Below are 22103 nucleotides of genomic sequence, written 5' to 3'. Positions count from 1 at the left end.
GAGGCGCGCGGCACGACGACCGCCCGCCGGGCCGGACCACACCAGCGGGGCCCGGCTTGTCTCCAACATGTGAATCTAAGCTGAGCCGGACGGGTCACCTCCCGTCAAGTCCTCGACCGGGGCCGGGAGAGGCGGGGCGGGAGCGCCGGAGCGGTCGGCGCCCCGCCGCGTACGGGCGCCCGCGCCGGAGCGGACCGGCCCACCGGAACATCCGGACGACGCCCCGCGGGCCGGACGCGGAACGTCCCGGGCGCCCGAAGGCCCCGCGCCGCTTCCCGGGGCGCGGGGCCTTCGGCCGCTCCGGCGGTTACTTCAGCGCGCCGGCGGTGAGACCGGCGACCACCTGCCGCTGGAAGAGGATGTACGCGGCGAGGACCGGCAGCATCGCGATGGTCAGCCCGGCGAAGAGCCCGGACCAGTCGCCCTTGTACCCCTGGCTGACCGCGAGCGCGACCAGCCCCTGGGTGAGCATCTTCTTGTGCGGGTCGCCGACGTTGAGCACCGTCGGCAGCAGGTACTGGTTCCACTGCCCGAGAAAGTTGAAGATGCCGACGCTGATCAGGCCCGGCTTCGCCATCGGCAGCATGACCTGGAAGAACGTACGGGTGTGGGAGGCGCCGTCGATGAGCGCCGCCTCCGCCACCGAGGTCGGCAGCGTCTTGAAGAACCCGCTGAGGAAGAAGACCGTGAACGGCAGCGAGTACGCGATGTAGACGCCGATGAGCCCGTGGTACGTATCCAGCAGCGCCATGTTCTTCATGACGAAGAAGAGCGGTACCAGCGCCAGGATCACCGGGAAGCCCATACCGCCGACGAAGAGGAAGTAGACGAAGCGGTTGCCGGGGAAGTCGAAGCGGGCCAGCACGTAGGCGGCCATCGAGCCGAGCACCATCGTGCCGATCAGCGAACCGCCCACGACGATCAGCGAGTTGAGGAAGTACTCCCCCATGTTCGCCTTCTCCCAGGCGCGCACCCAGTTGTCCGGGTGCAGCACGGACGGCAGGCTCCAGGGCGAGCCGAAGATCTCCGCGTCGTCCTTGAAGGAGGAGACCACCGCCCACAGCAGCGGCATGGTGACCAGCAGGCCCCAGATCACCAGGACGCCGTGGGAGAAGACGTTCAGTACGCCGCCCTCGCCGCCGCGGCGCCCCGGTTCGCCCTTCGGTGCGGCGTGGCGGGCGGCGGGATCGGTCTGCGCGCTCATCAGAACTCCAGTCGCTCGCGCCGTCCCAGCCGCATCACGACGGCGGAGAAGACGAGGGTCACGATCAGCAGGGAGACGCCGATGGCGGTCGCGTATCCGGCCTGACCGTCGCGGAAGGTCCGCTGGTAGACGTAGAGCGGCAGGACCTCGGTGGAGTAGTCGGGGCCGCCCGGACCGACGCTCATGATCTGGACGAAGGCGAAGGCGGAGACGTCCAGGGCGAGAATTCCCATGTAGATCCAGCCGGTCTGCACGGTGTCCCACAGCAGCGGCAGAGTGATCCGGAAGAACGTGTTCACGCGGTTCGCGCCGTCCAGCAGCGCGGCCTCGTAGAAGTCCTTGGGAATCGAACTCATCCCGGCCGAGAACAGTACGACGTAGAAGCCGACATTGGCCCACACCATCGCGCCCATGACGCACCACAGGGCGAGTTGCGGATCGCCCAGCCAGTCCGGCTGTATCCCGTCGAGTCCGACGGCGCCGAGAAAGGCGTTCAGGGAGCCGCTTTCCGGGTTGTACGCGAACTGGAAGAGCAGCGCGACGATCGGGACGGACAGGACCTGCGGGAAGAAGTAGATGATCTTGTAGACGCCGGATCCGCGCACCCCGCCGATGACCGCCTTCTTCCGGCGGCGGCCACCGACGTTGAGCATGAACGCGAAGAACAGTCCGAGGCTGAGCGTCACCACCGGGAGCAGCAGCAACAGCGTCACGCTGTTTCCCACCGCCGCCCAGAAGACGGAGTCCTTCAGAAGGCGTGCGTAGTTGTCGAGGCCGACCATCCGCAGATCCGGGCTGAGGCCGGTCCAGTCGGTGAGGGAGTAGTAGATGGCCTGCACGAAGGGCGAGATCACGAAAACCGCGTAGATCACCAGCGGAACGATCAGGAATCCCGCGATGAAACGGTATTTACCGTGCTGCATGACTGCCGGTCCCGTTCTTGCGCCGTGGATGGTGCCGGTGGCTCGTTCCCCTCATGGGTCAGCGCTTGTACTTGGTGACGCTGGAGTCGGCGCGGGTGTCGTCCGCGTACTTCTGGATTTTCTTGATCGCCTCGTCGGGCGTCATCCGGCCGGCCATCATCTCGCCGATGGCGCCGACGCCGATCTTTTCCTTCTGGAGGGCGACGTACCAGTCCTGGAGCCGGGGGTTGAGAATGTTCTTCCCGGCCTTTTCCAGCACGCTCTGCGCGGAGGCGAGCCCCGGCGGGAGATCGACGCCGTCGGTACCGCCGTCGAGCGAGGTCAGCGAGGAGACCTGCGCGATGAAGTTCCGCGCCGCCTTCTTGCCGAGCATGACCCGCAGCATTTCCATCCCGCCCTCGGCGTTGTGCGCCTGCTTCGGGACGATGAACGGCTCGCCGCCGGACGCCCAGAGGGTGCCGAACGGCATCTTGTCCGCGGCGGAGAGGCTGGAGGGGGCGCCGACCGCGAGCTGGAAGTGCGGGTCGCGGGCGATCTGTTTGGCGGATTCGTTCTCGACCCAGGAGCCGTTGGGGATGAACAGCGCCTTCCCCTCCGCCCAGGCGTTCTGCGACTGGAGGTGGTCGAGACCGGGCGAGCCCTTGAGGACGTAGCCCTTGCGGTACAGCTCGTGGTACGCCTCGAACGCCGCTTTGACCGCCGGGTCCAGCCAGGCGTTCGGCTCCAGGTTGTCGATCCGCCGCAGGACCTCCGGACCGCCGATCTTCCCGATGAACGGATAGAGGGAGAAGGGGAGGTAGTACGGATACTTACCCGGATAGGTCCATCCGGCTATCCCCTTCTTCTTGGCCTTCGCGCAGAGCGCGAGCATCTCGTCCCAGGTCTCCGGATATTCCGCGTCGAGTTTCGCCAGATTCCCTCTCGAATACCACACGCCGTAGACGGTGTACGCGTAGTAGAGAATCCAGGTCTCCTTACCGCCGAACTGCCCCATCTCGACGACTCCGGGGCGCAGCGTGTCGCGTACCTTCTTGCCGGGATCGTCGATGGAGGGGGCGTCGAGGAGGGCGTTGAGATCGGTGAGCTGGTCCTTGCTGACGAGGGTGCCGAAATCCATCTGCTCGGCGCCGGAGTTGTCGACGAGGTCCGGGGGGTTGCCGCCGTTGAATCGCGGCTGGAGCGTCGACTGTATTTTCTGTGTGGAGGTGACCTTGGCTTTTCCTTCGGTCTTCGGAAATGCCTTGGTGTAGTCCTTCAGTGCGCTCTTGGCATAGGCGTCGCCGAAGCCGCCGTCGAAGATGACGACGTCCAGTCCGGCGCTCTCGTTGACGGCGAGCGGGTTCTTCGCCGACTTGGTGCCTTTCGTCGCCTTGTCGCCGCCGCCACCGCCGGAGCTGGCGCAGGCGGAAAGCAAGCTCATGGCGGGGAGTGCGACGATTCCCATGGCCGCTGCCCGCTTGACCAGATCGCGCCGGTTGAATTCCGAGATGGATCCCATGCTCAAGTCCTCGCCTTCTTCAGGACTCAGGCGGTGCACGAACATTCCCCGGCACCGCAGGTCGTCAGATGGAGCTGAGTGGTACGGGATGTACGCCGGGCGTGCCAGGGATCCACGGACGCATTCGGCCTCCGCATTTCCCCCCGGATCCACGGCCGTTGACGGGCCGTTCGGACGCCGACAGGTATAGTCCACTTTCGGGTGAGGGGGCAAGATCGAATGCCGTTTTCCTCACTCTCTTTCCCGAGTTGATACCTGCTCGGAACACGGGGGCGCACCCCGGCACGACCCGCCCGCCACCACGGCGTACACCCCGGCCCACACGCCTTCTCCGCACCCTTGACACCCACCGGGGAGCACTCCTTACTTATCTCTGCACACCACAACTGACAACGATGTCAACCCAGTTGAGAGGGCTCGCGTGCGGATCGGACACCGGCACACCCCGCTACGGATGCTCACCCGCCCCACCGCGCTGGTGGCGGCCGCACTCCTCACCACCGCCGCCTTCGGCCCGGCGGCACAGGCCGCTCCGCGCCAACGGCCCGCGTCCGCAGCGCAGTTCGCCTCCTCCTTCGAGCCGGGACAGCCCGCGCCCGACTGGAACAGCACCGCCGAGCAAGGACCCGACGGCCACCCCAAGGCGGACGGCGTCACCCCGCCCGCCGGCCCCGCCGCCCCGGGCATGGCCACCCGCACCGGCACCGGCCCCGACGCCACCCCCACGTCCAAGGACGGCGCCGGTTTCTCCGGCCGCCACGCCCTGGAGTACGCCGGCACCCACACCGCGTCCGGCCACGGCTACGCGTACAACAAGGTCTTCGACACCGACACGCCCGTCACCGCCGACACCACGCTGTCGTACAAGATCTTCCCGCAGATGAGCACGGCGGATCCGGAGTACCCGGCCACCCATGTCGCGGTCGACCTCGCCTTCACCGACGGGACGTACCTGAGCGAGCTGGGCGCCACCGACCAGTACGGCGCGCCGCTGACGCCGCGCGGCCAGGCCGATGCCCGGATGCTCTACGTCAACCAGTGGAACGCGCGCACCGCCCGCGTCGGCGCGGTGGCCGCCGGGAAGACCGTCGACCGGATCCTCGTCGCGTACGACGCGCCACGCGCACCGCGCAAGGCACCGGCGTTCCGCGGCTGGATCGACGACCTCACCCTCGGCCCGCGGGCTCCCGTAAAGCCGCGCGCCCACCCTTCCGATCACGTCCGGACCACCCGCGGCACCCTCTCCAGCGGCAGTTTCTCGCGCGGCAACACCTTCCCGGCGACCGCCGTCCCCAACGGCTTCACCTTCTGGACGCCGGTGACCGACGCGGGCTCGACCGACTGGCTCTACGAGTACGCCCGCAAGAACAACGCCGACAACCTCCCCACCCTCCAGGCGTTCGCCGCCAGCCACGAGCCCAGCCCCTGGATGGGCGACCGGCAGACCTTCCAGGTCATGCCGTCCACCGCGGCGGGCGTCCCGGACGCCTCCCGCACCGCCCGCGCCCTGCCGTTCCACCACGAGAGGGAGACCGCCCTGCCGCACCACTACGGCGTGACCTTCGACAACGGCCTCAAGGCGGAGATCACCCCGACCGACCACGCCGCCCAGATGCGCTTCACCTTCCCCGGCGACGACGCGAACCTGATCTTCGACAACGTCAACAACAAGGGCGGCCTCACCCTCGACCCCGAACACGGCACCGTCAGCGGCTACTCCGACGTCAAGAGCGGCCTGTCCACCGGCGCCACCCGCCTCTTCGTCCACGGCACCTTCGACGCACCGGTCACCAAGGCCGGACGGCTCGGCGGGGGCGGCGGCAAGGACGTCACCGGCTATCTGCGCTTCGCCCCCGGCAAGGACCGCACGGTGACGCTGCGGATCGCCACCTCGCTGATCGGCACCGCCCAGGCCAAGGCCAACCTCGACCGGGAGATCCCCACCGGGACGCCGTTCGCCACCACCGAACGGCGCGCCCAGGCGCGGTGGGACGCGCTGCTCGGCCGCGTCGAGGTCGAGGGCGCGACCGCCGATCAGCTGACCACCCTCTACTCCAACCTCTACCGGCTCTACCTCTACCCCAACTCCGGCTCCGAGCAGGTCGGCTCCCGCACCCGGTACGCCAGCCCGTTCTCCCCGCCGGCCGGCAAGGACACCCCGACCCGCACCGGCGCGAGGATCGTCGACGGCGCGGTCCAGGTCAACAACGGTTTCTGGGACACCTACCGCACCGCCTGGCCCGCCTACGCGCTGCTCACCCCCGGCCGGGCCGGAAAGCTGGTCGACGGCTTCGTCCAGCAGTACAAGGACGGCGGCTGGACCTCCCGCTGGTCCTCCCCCGGCTACGCGGACCTGATGACGGGGACCAGCTCGGACGTGGCGTTCGCCGACGCGTACGCCAAGGGTGTGCGCTTCGACGCCGAGGCCGCGTACGAGGCGGCGGTGAAGAACGCCACCGTGGCGCCGCCGCGGTCCGGGGTGGGCCGCAAGGGCATGACCACCTCACCGTTCCTCGGCTACACCGCGACCGACACCCGCGAGGGCCTGTCCTGGGCGCTGGAGGGCTACCTCAACGACTTCGGCATCGCCCGTATGGGACAGGCGCTGTACGCCAGGACCCACAAGCCCCGCTACAAGGAGGAGTCCGCGTACTTCCTCGGCCGGGCACGGAACTACGTCCACCTCTTCGACGAGCGGACCGGCTTCTTCCAGGGGCGCGACGCCAAGGGCGCCTGGCGGCTGCCGCCGGAGAAGTTCGACCCGCGCGTCTGGGGCCACGACTACACCGAGACCAACGCCTGGACGTACGCCTTCCCCGCCCCGCAGGACACCCGGGGCCTCGCCAACCTCTACGGCGGCCGCCCCGGCCTCGCGAAGAAGCTCGACACCTACTTCGCGACACCGGAGACGGGGACCAAGGAGTTCGCCGGTTCGTACGGCGACGTCATCCACGAGATGACCGAGGCGCGCGACACCCGGATGGGCATGTACGGCCACAGCAACCAGCCCTCGCACCACATCGCCTACCTCTACGACGCCGCCGGACAGCCCTGGAAGACACAGGCGAAGGTCCGTGAGGTGCTGTCCCGGCTCTACGTCGGCAGCGACATCGGCCAGGGCTACCCGGGCGACGAGGACAACGGCGAGATGTCCGCGTGGTACGTCTTCAGCGCCCTCGGCTTCTACCCGCTGGTGATGGGCGAGGGCGAGTACGCGGTCGGCTCCCCGCTCTTCACCAAGGCCACCGTGCACCTGGAGAACGGCCGTGACCTGGTCATCAACGCCCCGCGCAACAGCGCCGGGAACGTCTATGTCCAGGGCCTGAAGGTCAACGGAAAGCCCTGGACGTCCACCGCGCTGCCGCACGCCCTGCTCGCCCGCGGCGCCACCTTGGACTTCGCGATGGGCGACCGCCCCTCCGCCTGGGGCACCGGGAAGAACGCCGCCCCCACCTCCCTCACCCACGACGACAAGGTGCCCGCCCCGCCCGCCGACGTCACCGATCCGTCCGCCGGCCCGCTCTTCGACAACACCTCCGCCACCTCGGCGCCGCTCACCGCCGCCCGCACCGACCTGCCGCAGCCCACCCGGGTCACCACCTACACCCTCACCTCGGCCGACCGCGCCGCCGCCCCGAAGGGCTGGACCCTGGAAGGCTCCGCGGACGGCGCCCACTGGCGCCGCCTCGACCACCGCACCGCCGAGACCTTCCGCTTCGACCACCAGACCCGGGCGTTCACCGTCCCCTCCCCCGCCGCGTACCGGCACTACCGGCTGGTGCCGGCGGGCGGCGGGACGGTGGCGGAGGTGGAGTTGCTGGGGTAGCTCCAAACCGGGTGGCTCCGGACCGGGGTGGCTCAGGAAAAGCCCGAAGGGCCGCACCCCCTCTCCGAGCGGGGTGCGGCCCTCGTGGTGCTCCGGCCGTCAGGCGGCCGGGGTGTCCCGGGTCAGCTGTTGATCAGCGAGCGCAGGACGTACTGCAGGATGCCGCCGTTGCGGTAGTAGTCCGCCTCGCCGGGGGTGTCGATGCGGACGACCGCGTCGAACTCCACACCGGAGTCGGTGGTGACCTTGACGGTGCGCGGGGTGGTGCCGTCGTTCAGCTCGGTGACGCCGGTGACGGAGAAGGTCTCCTCGCCGGTCAGGCCCAGCGACTCGGCGGACGCGCCCTCGGGGAACTGGAGCGGCAGGACGCCCATGCCGATGAGGTTCGAGCGGTGGATGCGCTCGTACGACTCGGCGATGACGGCCTTGACGCCGAGGAGCGCGGTGCCCTTGGCGGCCCAGTCGCGGGAGGAGCCGGAGCCGTACTCCTTGCCGGCCAGGATGACCAGCGGGGTACCGGCGGCCTGGTAGTTCTGCGACGCGTCGTAGATGAACGAGACCGGCGCGCCCTCCTGCGTGAAGTCGCGGGTGAAGCCGCCCTCGGTGCCCGGCGCGATCTGGTTGCGCAGGCGGATGTTGGCGAAGGTGCCACGGATCATGATCTCGTGGTTACCGCGGCGCGAGCCGTAGCTGTTGAAGTCGCGGCGCTCCACACCGTGCTCGGTGAGGTACTTGCCGGCCGGGGTGTCGGCCTTGATCGCACCGGCCGGGGAGATGTGGTCGGTGGTGACCGAGTCGCCCAGCTTGGCGAGGACGCGGGCGCCGGCGATGTCGGAGACCGGCGACGGCTCCATGGCCATGCCCTCGAAGTACGGGGGCTTGCGGACGTAGGTGGACTCGCCGTCCCACTCGAAGGTGTTGCCGGTGGGGATCGGCAGGGCCTGCCACTGGGCGTCGCCCGCGAAGACGTCCTCGTAGGACTTGTTGAACATGTCCTCGCCGATGGCGTTGGCCACGACGTCGTTGACCTCGGCCTCGGTCGGCCAGATGTCCTTGAGGAAGACCGGCTTGCCGTCCTGGTCGGTGCCGAGCGCCTCCTCGGTGATGTTGATCTTCATCGAGCCGGCCAGGGCGTACGCGACGACCAGCGGCGGGGACGCCAGGTAGTTCATCTTGACGTCGGGGTTGATCCGGCCCTCGAAGTTCCGGTTGCCGGAGAGGACCGAGGTGACCGCGAGATCGTGGTCGTTGACGGCCTTGGAGACCTCCTCCGGCAGCGGGCCGGAGTTGCCGATGCAGGTGGTGCAGCCGTAGCCGACGAGGTTGAAGCCGACCTTGTCGAGGTACGGCGTCAGACCGGCCTTGTCGAAGTAGTCGGTGACGACCTTCGAGCCCGGGGCGAGGGTGGTCTTGACCCACGGCTTGCGGGTCAGGCCCTTCTCGACGGCCTTCTTCGCGACGAGCGCGGCGGCGACCATCACGTACGGGTTCGAGGTGTTGGTGCAGGAGGTGATCGCGGCGACGGTGACGGCGCCGTGGTCGATCTCGTAGGTCGAGCCGTCGGGGGCGGTGACGGTGACCGGGTTCGACGGGACGCCGTTCGGGGAGACGGCCGGGGCGTCGGACGCCGGGAAGGACTCCTTGCCGGCCTCCTCGTCCACGGAGACGTAGTTGCGCACGTCGACGGCGAACTGCTGCGCGGCGTTGGCGAGGACGATGCGGTCCTGCGGGCGCTTCGGACCGGCGATGGAGGGGACGACCGTGGAGAGGTCCAGCTCCAGCTTCTCGGAGAAGTCCGGCTCGGCGGCCGGGTCCAGCCAGAGGCCCTGCTCCTTGGCGTACGCCTCGACGAGCGCGACCTGCTGGGCGTCACGGCCGGTCAGGCGCAGGTAGTTCAGGGTCTCGTCGTCGATGGGGAAGATCGCGGCGGTGGAGCCGAACTCCGGCGACATGTTGCCGATGGTGGCGCGGTTGGCGAGCGAGGTGGCGGCGACGCCCTCACCGTAGAACTCGACGAACTTGCCGACGACGCCGTGCTTGCGCAGCATCTCGGTGATCGTCAGGACGAGGTCGGTGGCGGTGGTGCCGGCCGGCAGCTCGCCGGTCAGCTTGAAGCCGACGACGCGCGGGATGAGCATCGAGACCGGCTGGCCCAGCATCGCGGCCTCGGCCTCGATACCGCCGACGCCCCAGCCCAGGACGCCCAGGCCGTTGACCATCGTGGTGTGCGAGTCGGTGCCGACCAGGGTGTCGGGGTAGGCCTGGCCACCCCGGACCATGACGGTGCGGGCCAGCTTCTCGATGTTGACCTGGTGGACGATGCCGGTGCCCGGGGGGACGACCTTGAACTCGTCGAACGCGGTCTGGCCCCAGCGCAGGAACTGGTAGCGCTCGCGGTTGCGGCCGTACTCCAGCTCGACGTTCTGGGCGAAGGCGTCGTTGGTGCCGAACTTGTCGGCGATGACGGAGTGGTCGATGACCAGCTCGGCCGGGGCCAGCGGGTTGATCTTCGCCGGGTCGCCGCCCAGCTCCTTGACGGCCTCACGCATGGTGGCGAGGTCGACGACGCAGGGGACGCCGGTGAAGTCCTGCATGATCACGCGGGCCGGCGTGAACTGGATCTCCTGGCTGGGCTGGGCCTGGGAGTCCCATCCGCCCAGCGCACGGATGTGGTCGGCGGTGATGTTCGCGCCGTCCTCGGTGCGGAGCAGGTTCTCCAGCAGCACCTTCAGGCTGTAGGGCAGACGGGCGGAGCCCTCCACCTTGTCCAGCCGGAAGATCTCGTACGACTCGTCGCCCACCTGCAGCGTGCTGCGGGCGTCGAAGCTGTTCGCCGACACGACAGTCTCCTTCATGCATGAATTCGCGCGTACCACCGCATCCTGCCGTCGCAGGTCCGCGCCGATCCGGTAAGGTGAGCCTTAGTTAGGCATGCCTTACTGGCGCGGCGGCGGTGCGCCTTGGGGCAGATATCTCGATGTCGAGATAACTCTAGTACATCGCCGCGGCCTGGTCATGCCCCGGCGGGCCCGATGACCTCGCGCACGGCACATACGGGCCCTCCCAGTGAACTTCGCGCGCGGGGAATCCGCAGGCCGGAGCCGGCGCCGCCACAGATGCCGGGAGGCCGTCCGCAGCCGCCCACCAGGGCGCCGGCGGTTCGCGGCTCCCCCCGCCCGCCCGTCGGCCATTTCCCCGTCACCTCCCGGACGCCTGAAGGCACTCGGCTCTCCATCCGTCATCGTGAGCATGTCAGTCGCCATCCCCCTCTCAGAAGGAGACCGTTCGTGCCTGTGCCCAGAAGTGGACGCCCCGCCCTCGTCGCCGCGGCCGCGGCCGTGGCCCTGACCGCGGGGGTCATGGTCGCCCCCACCGCCGGAGCCGCCGATAAGACTCTCCCGGAGGTCACGGCCCGCGCCGAGACCCCCGCGATGTTCGACGACGACGAGGGCGGCAACTCCAACGCCGACGACCCGGCGATCTGGCGCAACCCGGCCGACCCGGACGCCAGCCTCGTCGTCGCCACGGCCAAGAAGGGCGGCCTGCGCGTCTACAACCTGGACGCCGAGCAGGTGCAGTCCCTCCCCGCGCCCCCGGCACCCGGCCCCGGCGACGCCCCCGGCCGCTTCAACAACGTCGACCTCGTGCACGGGATGAAGCTCGGCCCCGGCCCCGCCGACCTCGCGGTCACCAGCGACCGCGGCAGCGACAAGCTCCGCATCTACCGCATCGACGGCGGCAAGCCCGACGCCCCGCTCACCGACGTCACCGCCCCCACCGCGCCCTGGATCTTCTCCGCCTCCCAGGACGAGGTGAACGACAAGAGCACCGCCTACGGGCTGACCACCTACACCGACCCGCGCACGGGCAAGGCGTACGCCCTCGTCAGCCAGGCCGCGACCACCCGCATCGCACTGCTGGAGCTGAAGGCGACCGCGGACGGCAAGGTGTCCTACGAACAGGTCCGCACCGTGGACCTGCCGGACACCTTCACGATGCCCGACGGCACCAAGTGGTCCCCCTGCGGCGACCCCGGTGACGGACCGCAGGTCGAGGGCATGGTCGTCGACCCGGAGACCGGCACGCTCTTCGCCGGTCAGGAGGACGTCGGCATCTGGCGGCTGCCCGCCTCCCTCGACGGCAAGCCCGTCCTCCAGGACAAGGTCCGCGAGTACGGCATCCCCGCCACGTACGACAAGCCGTCCGACGAGTGCGTCGCGGGCGAGGACCCCGGCTTCGGCGGTGACCGGGTGTCGGCCGACGTCGAGGGACTGACCCTGGTCCGGCAGGACGGCGGCGACGGCTACCTGCTCGCCTCCAGCCAGGGCGACAACACCTTCGTCGCCTACGACCGGGAGAAGGCCGACGGTTACGAGTACGAAGGCGGCTTCCGGGTGGCCCCCGGCAAGGAGGTGGACGGCTCCGAGGAGTGCGACGGCGCCGACGCCCTGGCCGAGCCGCTCGGCAGCAGGTACCCCCACGGGCTGCTCGTGGTCCAGGACGGCCACGCCGCCCCCGAGGACGGCGACCGGGCGGCGACCGGCTTCAAATTCGTCGACCTCGGCGACGTCCTGACCGCCCTGGACGACTGACCGGCGATCAGGTCCGCCCTCCGGCGCCCCGCGCCCCTGTCCCGCGACCGGCGGGACGGGGGCGCGGCGCAGGCGGTAGGTTCGGCCCGTTGCCCGGCCACGCGCCGCGCCCGCGGTGCGCCGGGGACCGGGCCGGAACGGGGGCACCCACCATGACCGTCGAACGGATCGACCCGCCGCGCACCGGCGGCGAACGGGAGACGCTCCGCGCGTACCTGGACTTCCACCGCGCCACCCTCGCCCTGAAGTGCGACGGTCTGACGGACGAACAGCTGCGCCGGCAGGCCGGCCCGCCCTCGGCGCTCTCCCTGCTCGGGCTGGTGCGCCATCTGGCCGAGGTGGAACGCGCGTGGTTCCGGCGGGTGGTCGGCGGCGAGGACGTCCCTCTGGTCTGGTCGCCGGAGGGCGACTTCCAGGCCGCGTACGACGCGCGGGGCTGCACCCGCGAGGAGGCGTTCGGCGCCTGGGAGGCGGAGGTGGCCCACGCCCGCCGGATCGAGGCGGCGGCCCCCTCCCTCGACACCGCCTACCACGCGGCCCGCTGGGGCGAAGAGGTCTCCCTGCGCACGGTGATGCTGCACCTCACCCACGAGTACGCACGGCACAACGGGCACGCCGACTTCCTGCGCGAGGCGGTGGACGGGACGACCGGGGTCTGAGCGGGGCGGGACGGACGGCGAGCGCCCCGCCCGCGCGGGGCCCGGAGCCGTTCCCCCGTCCGGGTGGCCGGGCCGCGCGGTACGCCCGCGCCCGCCCCGCTCACCGCACCGCCAGCCCCCGGCGGACCACGCCGACGATCTCCTCGTCGGTCAGGCCGAGCCGCCGTGCCTCGGCGATGAGGCGGTCGGCGGCCTCGCCGAGGCGGGCGCGGGCCGGGGAGGCGGCGCCGGTGACCACCGCGCCCCGGCCGCGCCGCAGTTCGATCAGGCCCTCCTCCTTGAGCCGCTGGTAGCCGCGGAGGACGGTGTGGACGTTGACGCCGAGCGAGGCGGCCAGCTCCCGGCCGGCGGGCAGGCGCTCGCCGGCGCGGACCGAGCCGTCGGCGATGGCGCCGCGGACCGCGGCGGCGATCTGGTCGCCGAGCGGCACGGCCGAACTGGGGTCGACCCGGAACAGCACTCAGTCTCCTCGGGCGGGACGGGCGCGGTCGAGCAGGGTGTTCAGCAACGCGGCGGCGGTCGCCGCGTCATCGACCGTCACCACGAATTCGCGGCCGCCACGCAGCCGCAGGGCGATCCCCTCACCCGATCGGAGCACCAGACCGCTGCCGTGTGCGCAAAAGCGGTAGCCCCAGCCGCCGAACTCGGCGAACGGGTCGATGTCCCTGCTGGTCGCCTCGGTGACCCGGTCGAGCGGGATGCGGCGGAAAGCGTACGGCAGCAGCGCGGGCGCGAGCGCCAGACCGCGCCGGTCGACGGTGACCCGTACCGAGGCGAGCACCCCGGTCAACGCGCCCGCTGCGCCCAGCGCGATCCCGGCGAACGGCCCGGCCACGAAGGCGAGATACAGGCCCGCGCAGCAGGTGAGAAGGCCGAGCGCGGCGAGCAGCGGGGAGCCCGTCGTCCGGGTCCATCCGGCGCTCTCCCCCGCGCCGAGCGCCAGGCGTGGCGCGCCCTGCGGGCCCGTCGGCCGCGGGCGCGGGACCGGCCCGCCGAGCCACCGCCCGACGGCGGCCGCGAGCAGCCCGGCGGCCACGACCACCAGCACCTCCCACAGCGGCACCCGGACCGCGTCGGCCCGCCCCGCTCGGGCGTTGGCCAGCAGCGTCATACAGGCCGGTACGGCGAGGAGTGCGGCGAGGGACCAGCCCAGGGCGAGCACCCAGGGCACCGCCTGGGCCAGGCGCCGTACGCGGGTGAGGACGGCGCAGCCGGCGCCCAGGACGAGCAGGGTGAGGACGGTGCCGAGGAGGAATCCGCGGGCCGGGGTGAAGCCGTCGGCGGCGCCGGAGGCACCGAAATGGGTGGCGAGCGGATCGGGCAACCGGTCGGCAATCTGGTGGTGGACGCCGACGACGACGGCGACCGCGACCAGAAAGGGAAACGCGGCGATCGCGATCCGCAGGGAGTCGGCAGGGGGACGGGTGAAGGGAGTGGCAGGTTTCATGGCAGCCTCCAGTTATTCGCATAGTAGTAGAACAACTGGCGAAACTGAACACATCTCATATCTGAGATATGGTCACGCCATGGCAGACGACTACCTCGAACGCATCGGCAGGCTGATCCGCGACGCCCGGCAGCACCGTGGGTGGACACAGACGCAGCTCGCCGACGCTCTCGGCACCAGCCAGAGCGCGGTCAACCGCATCGAACGCGGCAACCAGAACATCAGCCTTGAGATGATCGCCCGCATCGGCGAGGCCCTGGACAGCGAAATCGTCTCGCTCGGCTACCCCGGCCCGATGCACCTGCGGGTGGTCGGCGGCCGCCGGCTCTCCGGCTCCATCGCCGTCAAGACCAGCAAGAACGCCTGCGTCGCGCTGCTTTGTGCCTCACTCCTCAACGCGGGCCGCACCACGCTGCGCCGGGTCGCCCGGATCGAGGAGGTCTACCGCATCCTCGAAGTCCTGAACAGCATCGGCGTCCGCACCCGCTGGATCAACGACGGCAGCGACCTGGAGATCGTGCCGCCCGCCGAGCTGGACCTCGCCTCGATGGACACCGAGGCGGCCCGCCGCACCCGCAGCGTCATCATGTTCCTCGGCCCGCTGCTGCACCGCATGGACCACTTCCGGCTGCCGTACGCGGGCGGTTGCGATCTCGGCACCCGTACGGTCACCCCGCACATGACGGCGCTGCGCCACTTCGGACTGGAGATCACCGCGACCGACGGCGTCTACCTCGCCGAGGTCGACCGCTCCGTCACCCCGCGCCGCGCCATCGTCCTGACCGAACGCGGCGACACCGTCACCGAGAACGCGCTGCTGGCCGCCGCCCGCCACGACGGCACCACCGTCATCCGCAACGCCTCCTCCAACTACATGGTCCAGGACCTCTGCTTCTTCCTGGAGCAGCTGGGCGTACGGGTCGAGGGCGTCGGCACCACCACCCTCACCGTGCACGGCGTCGCGCACATCGACCGCACCGTCGACTACGCGCCCTCCGAGGACCCGGTCGAGGCGATGAGCCTGCTGGCCGCCGCCGTGGTCACCGAGTCCGAACTCACCATCCGGCGCGTCCCGGTGGAGTTCCTGGAGATCGAACTGGCCGTACTGGAGGAGATGGGCCTCGACCACGAGCGCAGCGCGGAATACCCCGCCGACAACGGCCGTACCCGGCTGATCGACCTGACGGTCCGCCCCTCCAAGCTCCAGGCGCCGCTGGACAAGATCCACCCGATGCCGTTCCCCGGCCTCAACATCGACAACGTGCCCTTCTTCGCGGCCATCGCCGCCGCCGCACAGGGCCAGACCCTCATCCACGACTGGGTCTACGACAACCGCGCCATCTACCTCACCGACCTCAACCGCCTCGGCGCCCAGGTGAAGTTGCTCGACCCGCACCGCGTCCTGGTCGACGGCTCCACCCGCTGGCGCTCCGCCGAGATGATGTGCCCCCCGGCCCTGCGCCCCGCCGTCGTCGTCCTCCTCGCGATGATGGCCGCCGAAGGCACCTCCGTCCTGCGCAACGTCTACGTCATCAACCGCGGCTACGAGGACCTGGCCGAACGCCTCAACTCCATCGGGGCGCAGATCGAGACGTTCCGGGACATCTGACCCCTGGCATCTGACATCTGACACGACGGCGGACCGGCCGCCGCACAGGGAGTCCGTCCCACGGCGGCGGCCGGGCCCCCGTCGCTCCGGAGGTCCTCCCCCGGTGGCGTATCAGCCGGTCAGCCGGTTCAGGGGCGCGGCGTCCGGGCCCGGCAGGGTGTGTCCGAAGCTGCGGACCAGGTCGGGGAGGCGGTAGCGGCCGATCTCCCGCTGTTCGGCGAGGTGGACGTCGAGCAGCAGTTCCAGGAGGGCTTCGGCGTCCGCGGCGCACCTGCCCGTCAGCGCGGCCGCCGTGGGCACGTCGAGAGCCGCGCCGGGGTACCGGGCGAGCACCCGGAAGGCCGCCCGGTCGTCCTCGCCCAGCGCCAGGTAGGACAGGTTCAGGGCCGCCGCCACACTGCGCTCGCCCATGGTCAGTTCGCTCAGCCTGCGCGTGGCGTCGCGGAGCCGGCCGGTGAGGTGTCCCAGGGGCCACAGGGGGCGGTTGTGCAGCCGGGCGGCGGCGATACGCAGCGCCAGCGGCAGATGGCCGCACAGGCGGGCGAGTTCGGCGGCCTCGACGGGGTCCGCGTCCACCCGTGCCCGGCCGAGGACCTTCCGCAGGAGGGCGATGCTCTCCGACGGTTCCAGCACACCGAGGCACAGCCACACCGCGCCGTCCAGATCCACCAGGCGGACGCGGCTGGTCACCAGCGTCGCGCACCCCGGTGAGGCAGGGGCCAGGGCGCGGACGGCCGCGGCGTCGGCCGCGTGGTCGAGCACGACCAGCAGCCGTCGGCCCGCCGTGGCGGCGCGCCACAGCGCGCTGCGGCCCGCGAGGTCGCCGGGGATACGGTCGGCCGGCACTCCCAGGTCCCGCAGCAGGACGCCCAGCGCGGCGACCGGTGGCAGCGGCTCTCCGCCCGGTGTCCGGCCGCCGAGGTCGACGTGGAGCCGGCCGTCGGGGAAAGCGGCCGACAGCCGGTGCGCGGCGTGCACCGCCAGCGCGGACTTGCCGCAGCCGCCCATGCCGTCGACGGCCACGAGACGGTGCGCCCCCGGTGCGGCGGCGTCGGTGACCCGCGCGGTCAGCGTGAGCAGCACGGCGTCACGGCCGGTGAAGTCCGGCAGGTCGTTCGGCAGCGAACAGGGCGGCCGGCACGGGACCGGCTCCGGCCCGGCCGGGGCGGACCGCGGTGCCGGCTCCGGAGGTCCGGACGCGCCGGACACCGGGGCGCCGGACAGCACCGCCTCGTAGGTCTCCCGCAGCCGGCCGCCGGGGCACACCCCGATCTCCTCCGCCAGCAGCGTCCGGGCGTCCTCGTACTCCTTCAGCGCCTCCGCCCGCCGTCCCGCGCGGCACAGGGCGATCATCAGCTGGGCCCGCGGCGTCTCCCGCAACGGGTTGCGGGCGACCGATTCGCGCAGCTCGGGGAGGATGTCGCGGCCCTGCCCCAGCCCCAGGCGGAGCTCGGCGAGCCGTTCGCACGCTCCGAGGCGGCGCTCTTCCAGGGCGGCCGCCGCGGGGTGCGGGAGCGGGCCGGCCGCGCAGGAGGCGGCAGGCCCCCGCCAGAGGTCCAGGGCGGCGCGCAACGCGGCGGCGGCGGCTTCCCGCCTGCCGGCGCGCTCGGCTTCCGCGCTCTCCCGCACGCCCGCGTCGAACTCGGCCAGATCGAGGCCGCCCTCGGGTACGGCCGCGCGGTAGCCGGCACCCTCGGTGCGGAGAATTCCCGCCCCGCCGGGAATGCGCTGCCGGAGGTCGGCGATCGCTTTACGGACCTGATGCGGGGCGGTGGCCGGCGGGTTGTCCGGCCATGCGAAGTCGACCAGCCGGGACACCGGCAACACCCGGCCGGATTCCAGGAGGAGAGCGGAAAGGACACGTTCCTGAACCGGTCCCCCCAACCGGACGCGCACACCGTCCGACCAACATTCCAGCGGGCCGAGGATGTTGAACCGGACCCGTTGCGAGGCGACCGTTCCCATTTCCCCTCCTCCTGCGTGTGAAGCCGCAAAACCACTGATGGCAAGCGGTTTTGTGGCCGCAGCCTAGGTCACGGAAAACACGGCACCAAGGCATGCCGGTCAAACCTGCCACTCCCTTTACCCACTCATGTTCGATTGCCCGGTGCGCCACTCCGTCCCAAATCGGATATGGCACCCCCGTATACATCGCCAAAAATCAACAATCCGCTCGGTAGCGAACCGGGAAGGGATCGGGAAGACGCCGAACTACTCTTTGCCGCGTTCGACTCACCCCCCTGTTATCACGAAGGAATTCGGACATGGCTGTCCCGCATACTTCACCGGAAGCGGATGCCGGGAGCACACAGCGGCTCGGTCCCGTTCTGACCCGTGCGCGGGAGCGCGCGGGCCTCACCCAGGAAGAACTCTCGGAGATGTCGGGCATCAGCGTCCGGGCCATCCGCAATCTGGAGACCGGCCGCACGGCGCGGCCGCGCAGACAGTCGGTCCTGCTGCTCACCCGGGCACTCGGGCTGCCCCCGGCCGCCCACCGGCACCGGACGGGGACGGCGTCACATGACGCAGGCGCCCGTGCCGCGGACGGCGGCGGCGCGCTCTGCGAACTCCCCCCGCCGCCCCCGCTGGCGGGCCGCGAGGCGGTGCTCACCTCGTTGACCGGTCATCTCACCGCCTCCGGGGGCGGCGCGGCACCCGGGCATCCGGCCGTGGTGGTGGGCCCACCGGGCGTGGGCAGGACGGCGGTGGTGACCCAGGTGGCGCACCGCGCACGGGAGGCGTTCCCGGACGGGCAGGTCTTCGTCGACCTCGACGCGGGCGGCGGGGAGCCGCTGCGCCCGGCCGACGTCGTCCACCGGGTGCTGCGGTCGCTCGGGGTGGAGTGGCCCCCGTGGCGCCTGGAGGAGAGCACCGCGCAGCTGCGGATGCTGCTGCACTCCCGGAGCGTGCTGATCGTTCTCGACAACGTTGCCCTCGAAGCGCAGGTGAGGCCCCTGCTGGCACACGGCGGGCGCAGTGCCGTGCTCGCCGCGGCCCGGCGTGAACTGTGCGCCCTGGCGCCCGCCCGCACCGAACCGCTCGGCATGCTGCCCCCCGGCGACGCGTGCCGTCTCCTGGAAGGTCTGGTGGGACGCGACAGGGCCCGCGCCGAGCCGTCGGCCACGCAGAGCATCGCCCGGTCCTGCGGCGGGCTTCCCCTGGCGCTGCGGATAGCCGGGCTGTGGCTGGCGGCCCGGCCGCACCGGCGGCTGCGGGAACTGGCCGACCTCCTCGTCGACGAGGAGACACGGCTGGACCTTCTGCAACTCGGCGACCAGTCGGTGCGGGCCAGTGTCACGGCGGCGCTGCACGGTCTGTCCGAGGACGAACGCGCGGTACTGGCCGGGCTGAGTTCCCTGCGCGGCTGGTTCGGTCCGGCGGACGCCCTCACCCGGCTGGGCCGGGACCGGCGCGCCGTCATCGACGTGATCGAGGAACTCCAGCTGCGCCACCTGGCCGAGGCCGACGGCCACGGCGGACAGCTCCGCTACCGGCTCCACGACGCGGTCCGGCTGTACGCCGCGCGGGACGGCGTATCCGCCCGCCCCGCCCGCCCGGCATCCGGCTCCCGAGGACTGACGCTTTCCTGACCGCACGTCTCATCCGGCCCGAAGGCCGTGGCTCCGGGTGCTTCCGCGCGGATCCGACGGGGTGCGCCCGCGCCGTGGGTCCGCCAGGTGCGGAAGCCGTCCGGCCGGGCACCGCCGGGGGCACCTCCACGGCTCCGTGCCGCCCCCGCGTCGATGACGGCGGACCGGTCTCCCCGGGCGTGCCCTGGCCGGCACCGGCCGCCGGTTGACGGGGCCGGGGTGCGCCGCCGTCCGGCGGCCCGCCCCGGGTCAGGCGGTCCCCGGCCCGGTGAGAACGGCGACCGCGGCGGAGCCGTCCGGGTCCAGGGCGAGGACCACGCCCGCGTCGTGCGCGGACCACTCCTCGCGCCGGGCGGCCGCCACGGTCTCCACCAGCTGGACCGCCGCGTGTGCGGCATGGCAGTCCCCGATCCGCTCCTCGCTGAAGTGCGGTACGGCCCGCACCCGCGCCGCCGCCGCGCGGGCCGCGGCGTCGACGGCGACCGCGCCGGTGGTCCGCAGCGCGAGCCGGCGCACCCGCTCCGGAGCGGTACCGGCCACGGCGAGGGCTTCGCCGAGCACCGCGGCGACCTCCGCCGCGCTGCCGGTGTCGACCGTGCGGCTGAGTACCGCGGCGACCCGGGCGCGTACCTCGCGCCCGGCCTCCCGCGCCGCGTCCGCGGTCTCGGCGACGAGCACACCCGCCGCCTCCCCCGGGATCAGGCCTGGGCGGGTCGCGGCGGCCAGCCACGCCTCGTGCCTGCCGAACTCCTCCGACGCCCCGGCCAGCACGGTGGCCACATGTCCGGCCCGCAGGGTGAGCGCGGCGTGCCGCAACGCGAGCACGCCCGCGAGGGGACCGCCCGCGACCGTGGAGTTGGCGCCGCGCAGCCCGTGGTGGATGGCGGCGGCCCCGGCGGCCGTGTTGATCACCAGATTGGGGAAGGCCGCCGGATCGACCATGTACGGACGCGGCTGGGCGTACGACTCCCAGGCGAAGTCGACGGAGCCGCTGACGCTGCCGCAGAACGTGCCGAGTGTGACACCGATGCCGTCGCGGTTGCCGGGATGGACCTCGATCCCGGCGTCGCGCAGCGCCGCACCGCACGCCGCGATGGCCAGGAGTGTGGAGCGGTGGTTGAACCGGGCGGCCCGGCGCCCCAGTACGGCGACGGGGTCGAAGGCGGCGGCGCGGAACGCGTGTCCCTGCGGTACCGGCCCCGCGTCGTCGCCGACGGCGACGGGGCCCGCGGGATCCGGGCCGATCAGCCCCGTCCCGGTGAGGACGATGTCGTTCACCGCACCCTCCCGAACAGCACGATGGCGTTGTTGCCGCCGAAGGCGAACCCGTGGTTCTGCGCCACGGTCACCTCGGCCGCGCGGGAGGTGCCGGGGACCGGGTCGATACCCGGCAGCTCCGGGTCCGGTGTCCGGTGGTTCGTGGTGGGCGGCAGGAACCCGTGGTGGATGCCGAGCGCGCAGGCCGCGGCGCCGAAACCACTCGCCGCGCCCATCGTGTGGCCCAGCATCGATTTGATGGAACTCATCGGCGGCGGCCGGTCTCCGAACACCGCACGGACGGCGGTGGATTCGACGAGGTCGTTGGTGCGGGTGCCGGTGCCGTGCGCACAGATGTAGTCCACCTGCCCCGCAGCGACACCGGACCGCGCGTGGGCCGCCCGGATACCCCGGGCGATGCTGTCCGCGTCGGGAGCCACCGGGTGCCGTGCGTCGCAGGTCATGGCGTACCCGAGCACCTCGGCGTAGATCCGCGCGCCCCGGGCGCGGGCGCCGTCCAGGGTCTCCAGCACCAGCGCGATACCGCCCTCCGCGGTGACGATGCCGGTGCGGTCCCGGTCGAAGGGGCTGCACACCTCGGAGGTGAGCGCGCCCAGACGGTGGAAACCGGCGTGCAGGAACCGGTTGACGGTGTCGGCGCCGCCCGCGATCGCCACCTCCGCCTCACCGAGGGTCAGCAGGTCGTAGGCGTGCCCGATCGCGTAGTTGCCCGCGGCGCAGGCGGTGGCCAGGGTCACCGCCTCGCCGCGCAGGCCGAGTTCGCGGGCGACGGCCAGGCCGAGCCGCGAGGTCGGCAGCTGTGCGGCGAGGGCGGGCCGCGGGACGTGGTGCCCCTCGGCGTACCAGTCCTCGGTGACCGCGACGAGGGAGGGGATCTCCCCGCAGGTGGTGCCCATCACGACGGCGGTGCGGTCCGGCGGGGGGCGCAGTTGTGCGTCGGAGGCGGCGAGGCGGGCGGCCGTGGCGGCGAAGAGGGAGCTGCGCCCCCATGCCCCGGTGTCGAGCCGCTGGAGGACGTCCTCGGGCCGGAAGCCGGTCACCTCGCCCGCCACCCGCCGTTCGAAGCCGGTGGCGTCGAACCGGGTGATCGGACCCACGCCGCTGCGTCCGCCGCGCAGTCCCTCGGTGAAGCCGGCGACGCCGGTGCCGACCTGCGAGACCGGGCCGATCCCCGTGATCACTACACGTCGGTTCACGGCCCGGTCACCATCCGGCGATCTCGGACACGACGTCGTAGGTGTTGCGCAGGTTCGTCATCCGGGACGACGCGTCCTCCTCGATGCGCATACCGAAATGCTTCTCCAGCTGGCAGAGCAGTTCGATCGCCAGCAGGGAGTCGGTGCCGAGGTCGTCGATGAACGACTCGGCCGTGACGACCTCCTCGGGCGTGACGGTGAACAGGTCCGCGGCGATCTCGGCGATCTCCCGCAGGCGGGCGTCCTCGTCGGACAGGGTGCCGGTGTTCACGGTGGTCTCC

The 22103-nt window shown here is 71.6% G+C and carries 15 protein-coding genes; 5 read left to right on the top strand and 10 right to left on the bottom strand.

The window, feature by feature from the left end:
• Positions 1-307 precede the first annotated feature (307 nt).
• The 3 genes from ACZ4M8_RS26475 to ngcE are packed head-to-tail and all read right to left on the bottom strand — an operon-like array spanning position 308 to position 3625.
• Positions 308-1204 (bottom strand): carbohydrate ABC transporter permease, encoded by an 897-nt coding sequence (locus ACZ4M8_RS26475; RefSeq protein ID WP_467611438.1) that lies wholly within the window; start codon positions 1202-1204, stop codon positions 308-310.
• Positions 1204-2127, bottom strand: coding sequence for a carbohydrate ABC transporter permease (locus tag ACZ4M8_RS26470; RefSeq protein ID WP_467611436.1), 924 nt, complete (start codon positions 2125-2127; stop codon positions 1204-1206). Before ACZ4M8_RS26470 ends, ACZ4M8_RS26475 begins: the two co-directional genes overlap by 1 nt.
• A 58-nt stretch (positions 2128-2185) precedes the next feature.
• Positions 2186-3625, bottom strand: a complete 1440-nt coding sequence (ngcE, locus tag ACZ4M8_RS26465) for an N-acetylglucosamine/diacetylchitobiose ABC transporter substrate-binding protein (protein ID WP_467611434.1) — start codon at positions 3623-3625, stop codon at positions 2186-2188.
• Between the two features lie 421 nt (positions 3626-4046).
• Between ngcE and ACZ4M8_RS26460 the strand changes: the two genes are divergently transcribed.
• Complete coding sequence (locus ACZ4M8_RS26460) at positions 4047-7451, top strand: GH92 family glycosyl hydrolase (RefSeq protein ID WP_467611432.1); 3405 nt, start codon at positions 4047-4049, stop codon at positions 7449-7451.
• Positions 7452-7573: 122 nt separating this feature from the next.
• Here ACZ4M8_RS26460 and acnA read toward each other — a convergent pair whose 3' ends face one another.
• Positions 7574-10291 (bottom strand): aconitate hydratase AcnA, encoded by a 2718-nt coding sequence (acnA, locus tag ACZ4M8_RS26455; protein WP_467611430.1) that lies wholly within the window; start codon positions 10289-10291, stop codon positions 7574-7576.
• A 447-nt stretch (positions 10292-10738) separates the two neighbouring features.
• Here acnA and ACZ4M8_RS26450 point away from each other — a divergent pair, with 447 nt between their 5' ends.
• Together ACZ4M8_RS26450 and ACZ4M8_RS26445 are read left to right on the top strand one after the other, a co-directional pair.
• Positions 10739-12043 (top strand): phytase, encoded by a 1305-nt coding sequence (locus ACZ4M8_RS26450; protein WP_467611428.1) that lies wholly within the window; start codon positions 10739-10741, stop codon positions 12041-12043.
• A 152-nt stretch (positions 12044-12195) separates the two neighbouring features.
• Positions 12196-12702: a DinB family protein gene (locus ACZ4M8_RS26445; protein ID WP_467611426.1), complete on the top strand. Its 507-nt coding sequence runs from the start codon at positions 12196-12198 to the stop codon at positions 12700-12702.
• A 100-nt stretch (positions 12703-12802) separates the two neighbouring features.
• Here the strand turns inward: ACZ4M8_RS26445 and ACZ4M8_RS26440 are convergent, their stop codons facing one another.
• Together ACZ4M8_RS26440 and ACZ4M8_RS26435 are read right to left on the bottom strand one after the other, a co-directional pair.
• Positions 12803-13162: a GntR family transcriptional regulator gene (locus ACZ4M8_RS26440; protein WP_399084433.1), complete on the bottom strand. Its 360-nt coding sequence runs from the start codon at positions 13160-13162 to the stop codon at positions 12803-12805.
• Entirely contained in the window at positions 13163-14149 is a 987-nt protein-coding gene (locus ACZ4M8_RS26435; protein WP_467611424.1) for a DUF1648 domain-containing protein, read from the bottom strand. It lies immediately after the preceding gene.
• 79 nt (positions 14150-14228) lie between these two features.
• Here ACZ4M8_RS26435 and ACZ4M8_RS26430 point away from each other — a divergent pair, with 79 nt between their 5' ends.
• The gene (locus ACZ4M8_RS26430) at positions 14229-15758 is read left to right on the top strand and encodes a helix-turn-helix domain-containing protein (RefSeq protein WP_467611422.1); all 1530 of its coding nucleotides are present in this window, start codon (positions 14229-14231) and stop codon (positions 15756-15758) included.
• A 111-nt stretch (positions 15759-15869) separates the two neighbouring features.
• Here ACZ4M8_RS26430 and ACZ4M8_RS26425 read toward each other — a convergent pair whose 3' ends face one another.
• Complete coding sequence (locus ACZ4M8_RS26425; protein ID WP_467611420.1) at positions 15870-17723, bottom strand: AfsR/SARP family transcriptional regulator; 1854 nt, start codon at positions 17721-17723, stop codon at positions 15870-15872.
• 299 nt (positions 17724-18022) lie between these two features.
• On the opposite strand from ACZ4M8_RS26425, the gene ACZ4M8_RS26420 reads away from it, so the two are divergent.
• A complete protein-coding gene (locus ACZ4M8_RS26420; protein ID WP_467611418.1) occupies positions 18023-19348 on the top strand; it encodes a helix-turn-helix domain-containing protein in 1326 nt (441 codons plus the stop codon).
• Positions 19349-19597: 249 nt separating this feature from the next.
• On the opposite strand, the gene ACZ4M8_RS26415 is transcribed toward ACZ4M8_RS26420, so the two are convergent.
• From ACZ4M8_RS26415 to ACZ4M8_RS26405, 3 genes are read right to left on the bottom strand one after another with little or no spacing between them, the layout of a single operon-like run.
• Positions 19598-20626 (bottom strand): beta-ketoacyl synthase N-terminal-like domain-containing protein, encoded by a 1029-nt coding sequence (locus ACZ4M8_RS26415; protein WP_467611416.1) that lies wholly within the window; start codon positions 20624-20626, stop codon positions 19598-19600.
• Positions 20623-21822: a beta-ketoacyl-[acyl-carrier-protein] synthase family protein gene (locus ACZ4M8_RS26410; RefSeq protein WP_467611414.1), complete on the bottom strand. Its 1200-nt coding sequence runs from the start codon at positions 21820-21822 to the stop codon at positions 20623-20625. The genes ACZ4M8_RS26415 and ACZ4M8_RS26410 overlap by 4 nt, the downstream gene beginning before the upstream one ends.
• A gap of 7 nt (positions 21823-21829) precedes the next feature.
• Complete coding sequence (locus tag ACZ4M8_RS26405; protein WP_467611412.1) at positions 21830-22093, bottom strand: acyl carrier protein; 264 nt, start codon at positions 22091-22093, stop codon at positions 21830-21832.
• Positions 22094-22103 lie beyond the last annotated feature (10 nt).

The sequence above is a fragment of the Streptomyces sp. NPDC027185 genome (genome assembly GCF_055567035.1).
The sequence above is the reverse complement of the archived record's forward strand: the minus strand, read 5'-3'. Positions and strand labels throughout refer to the sequence as shown.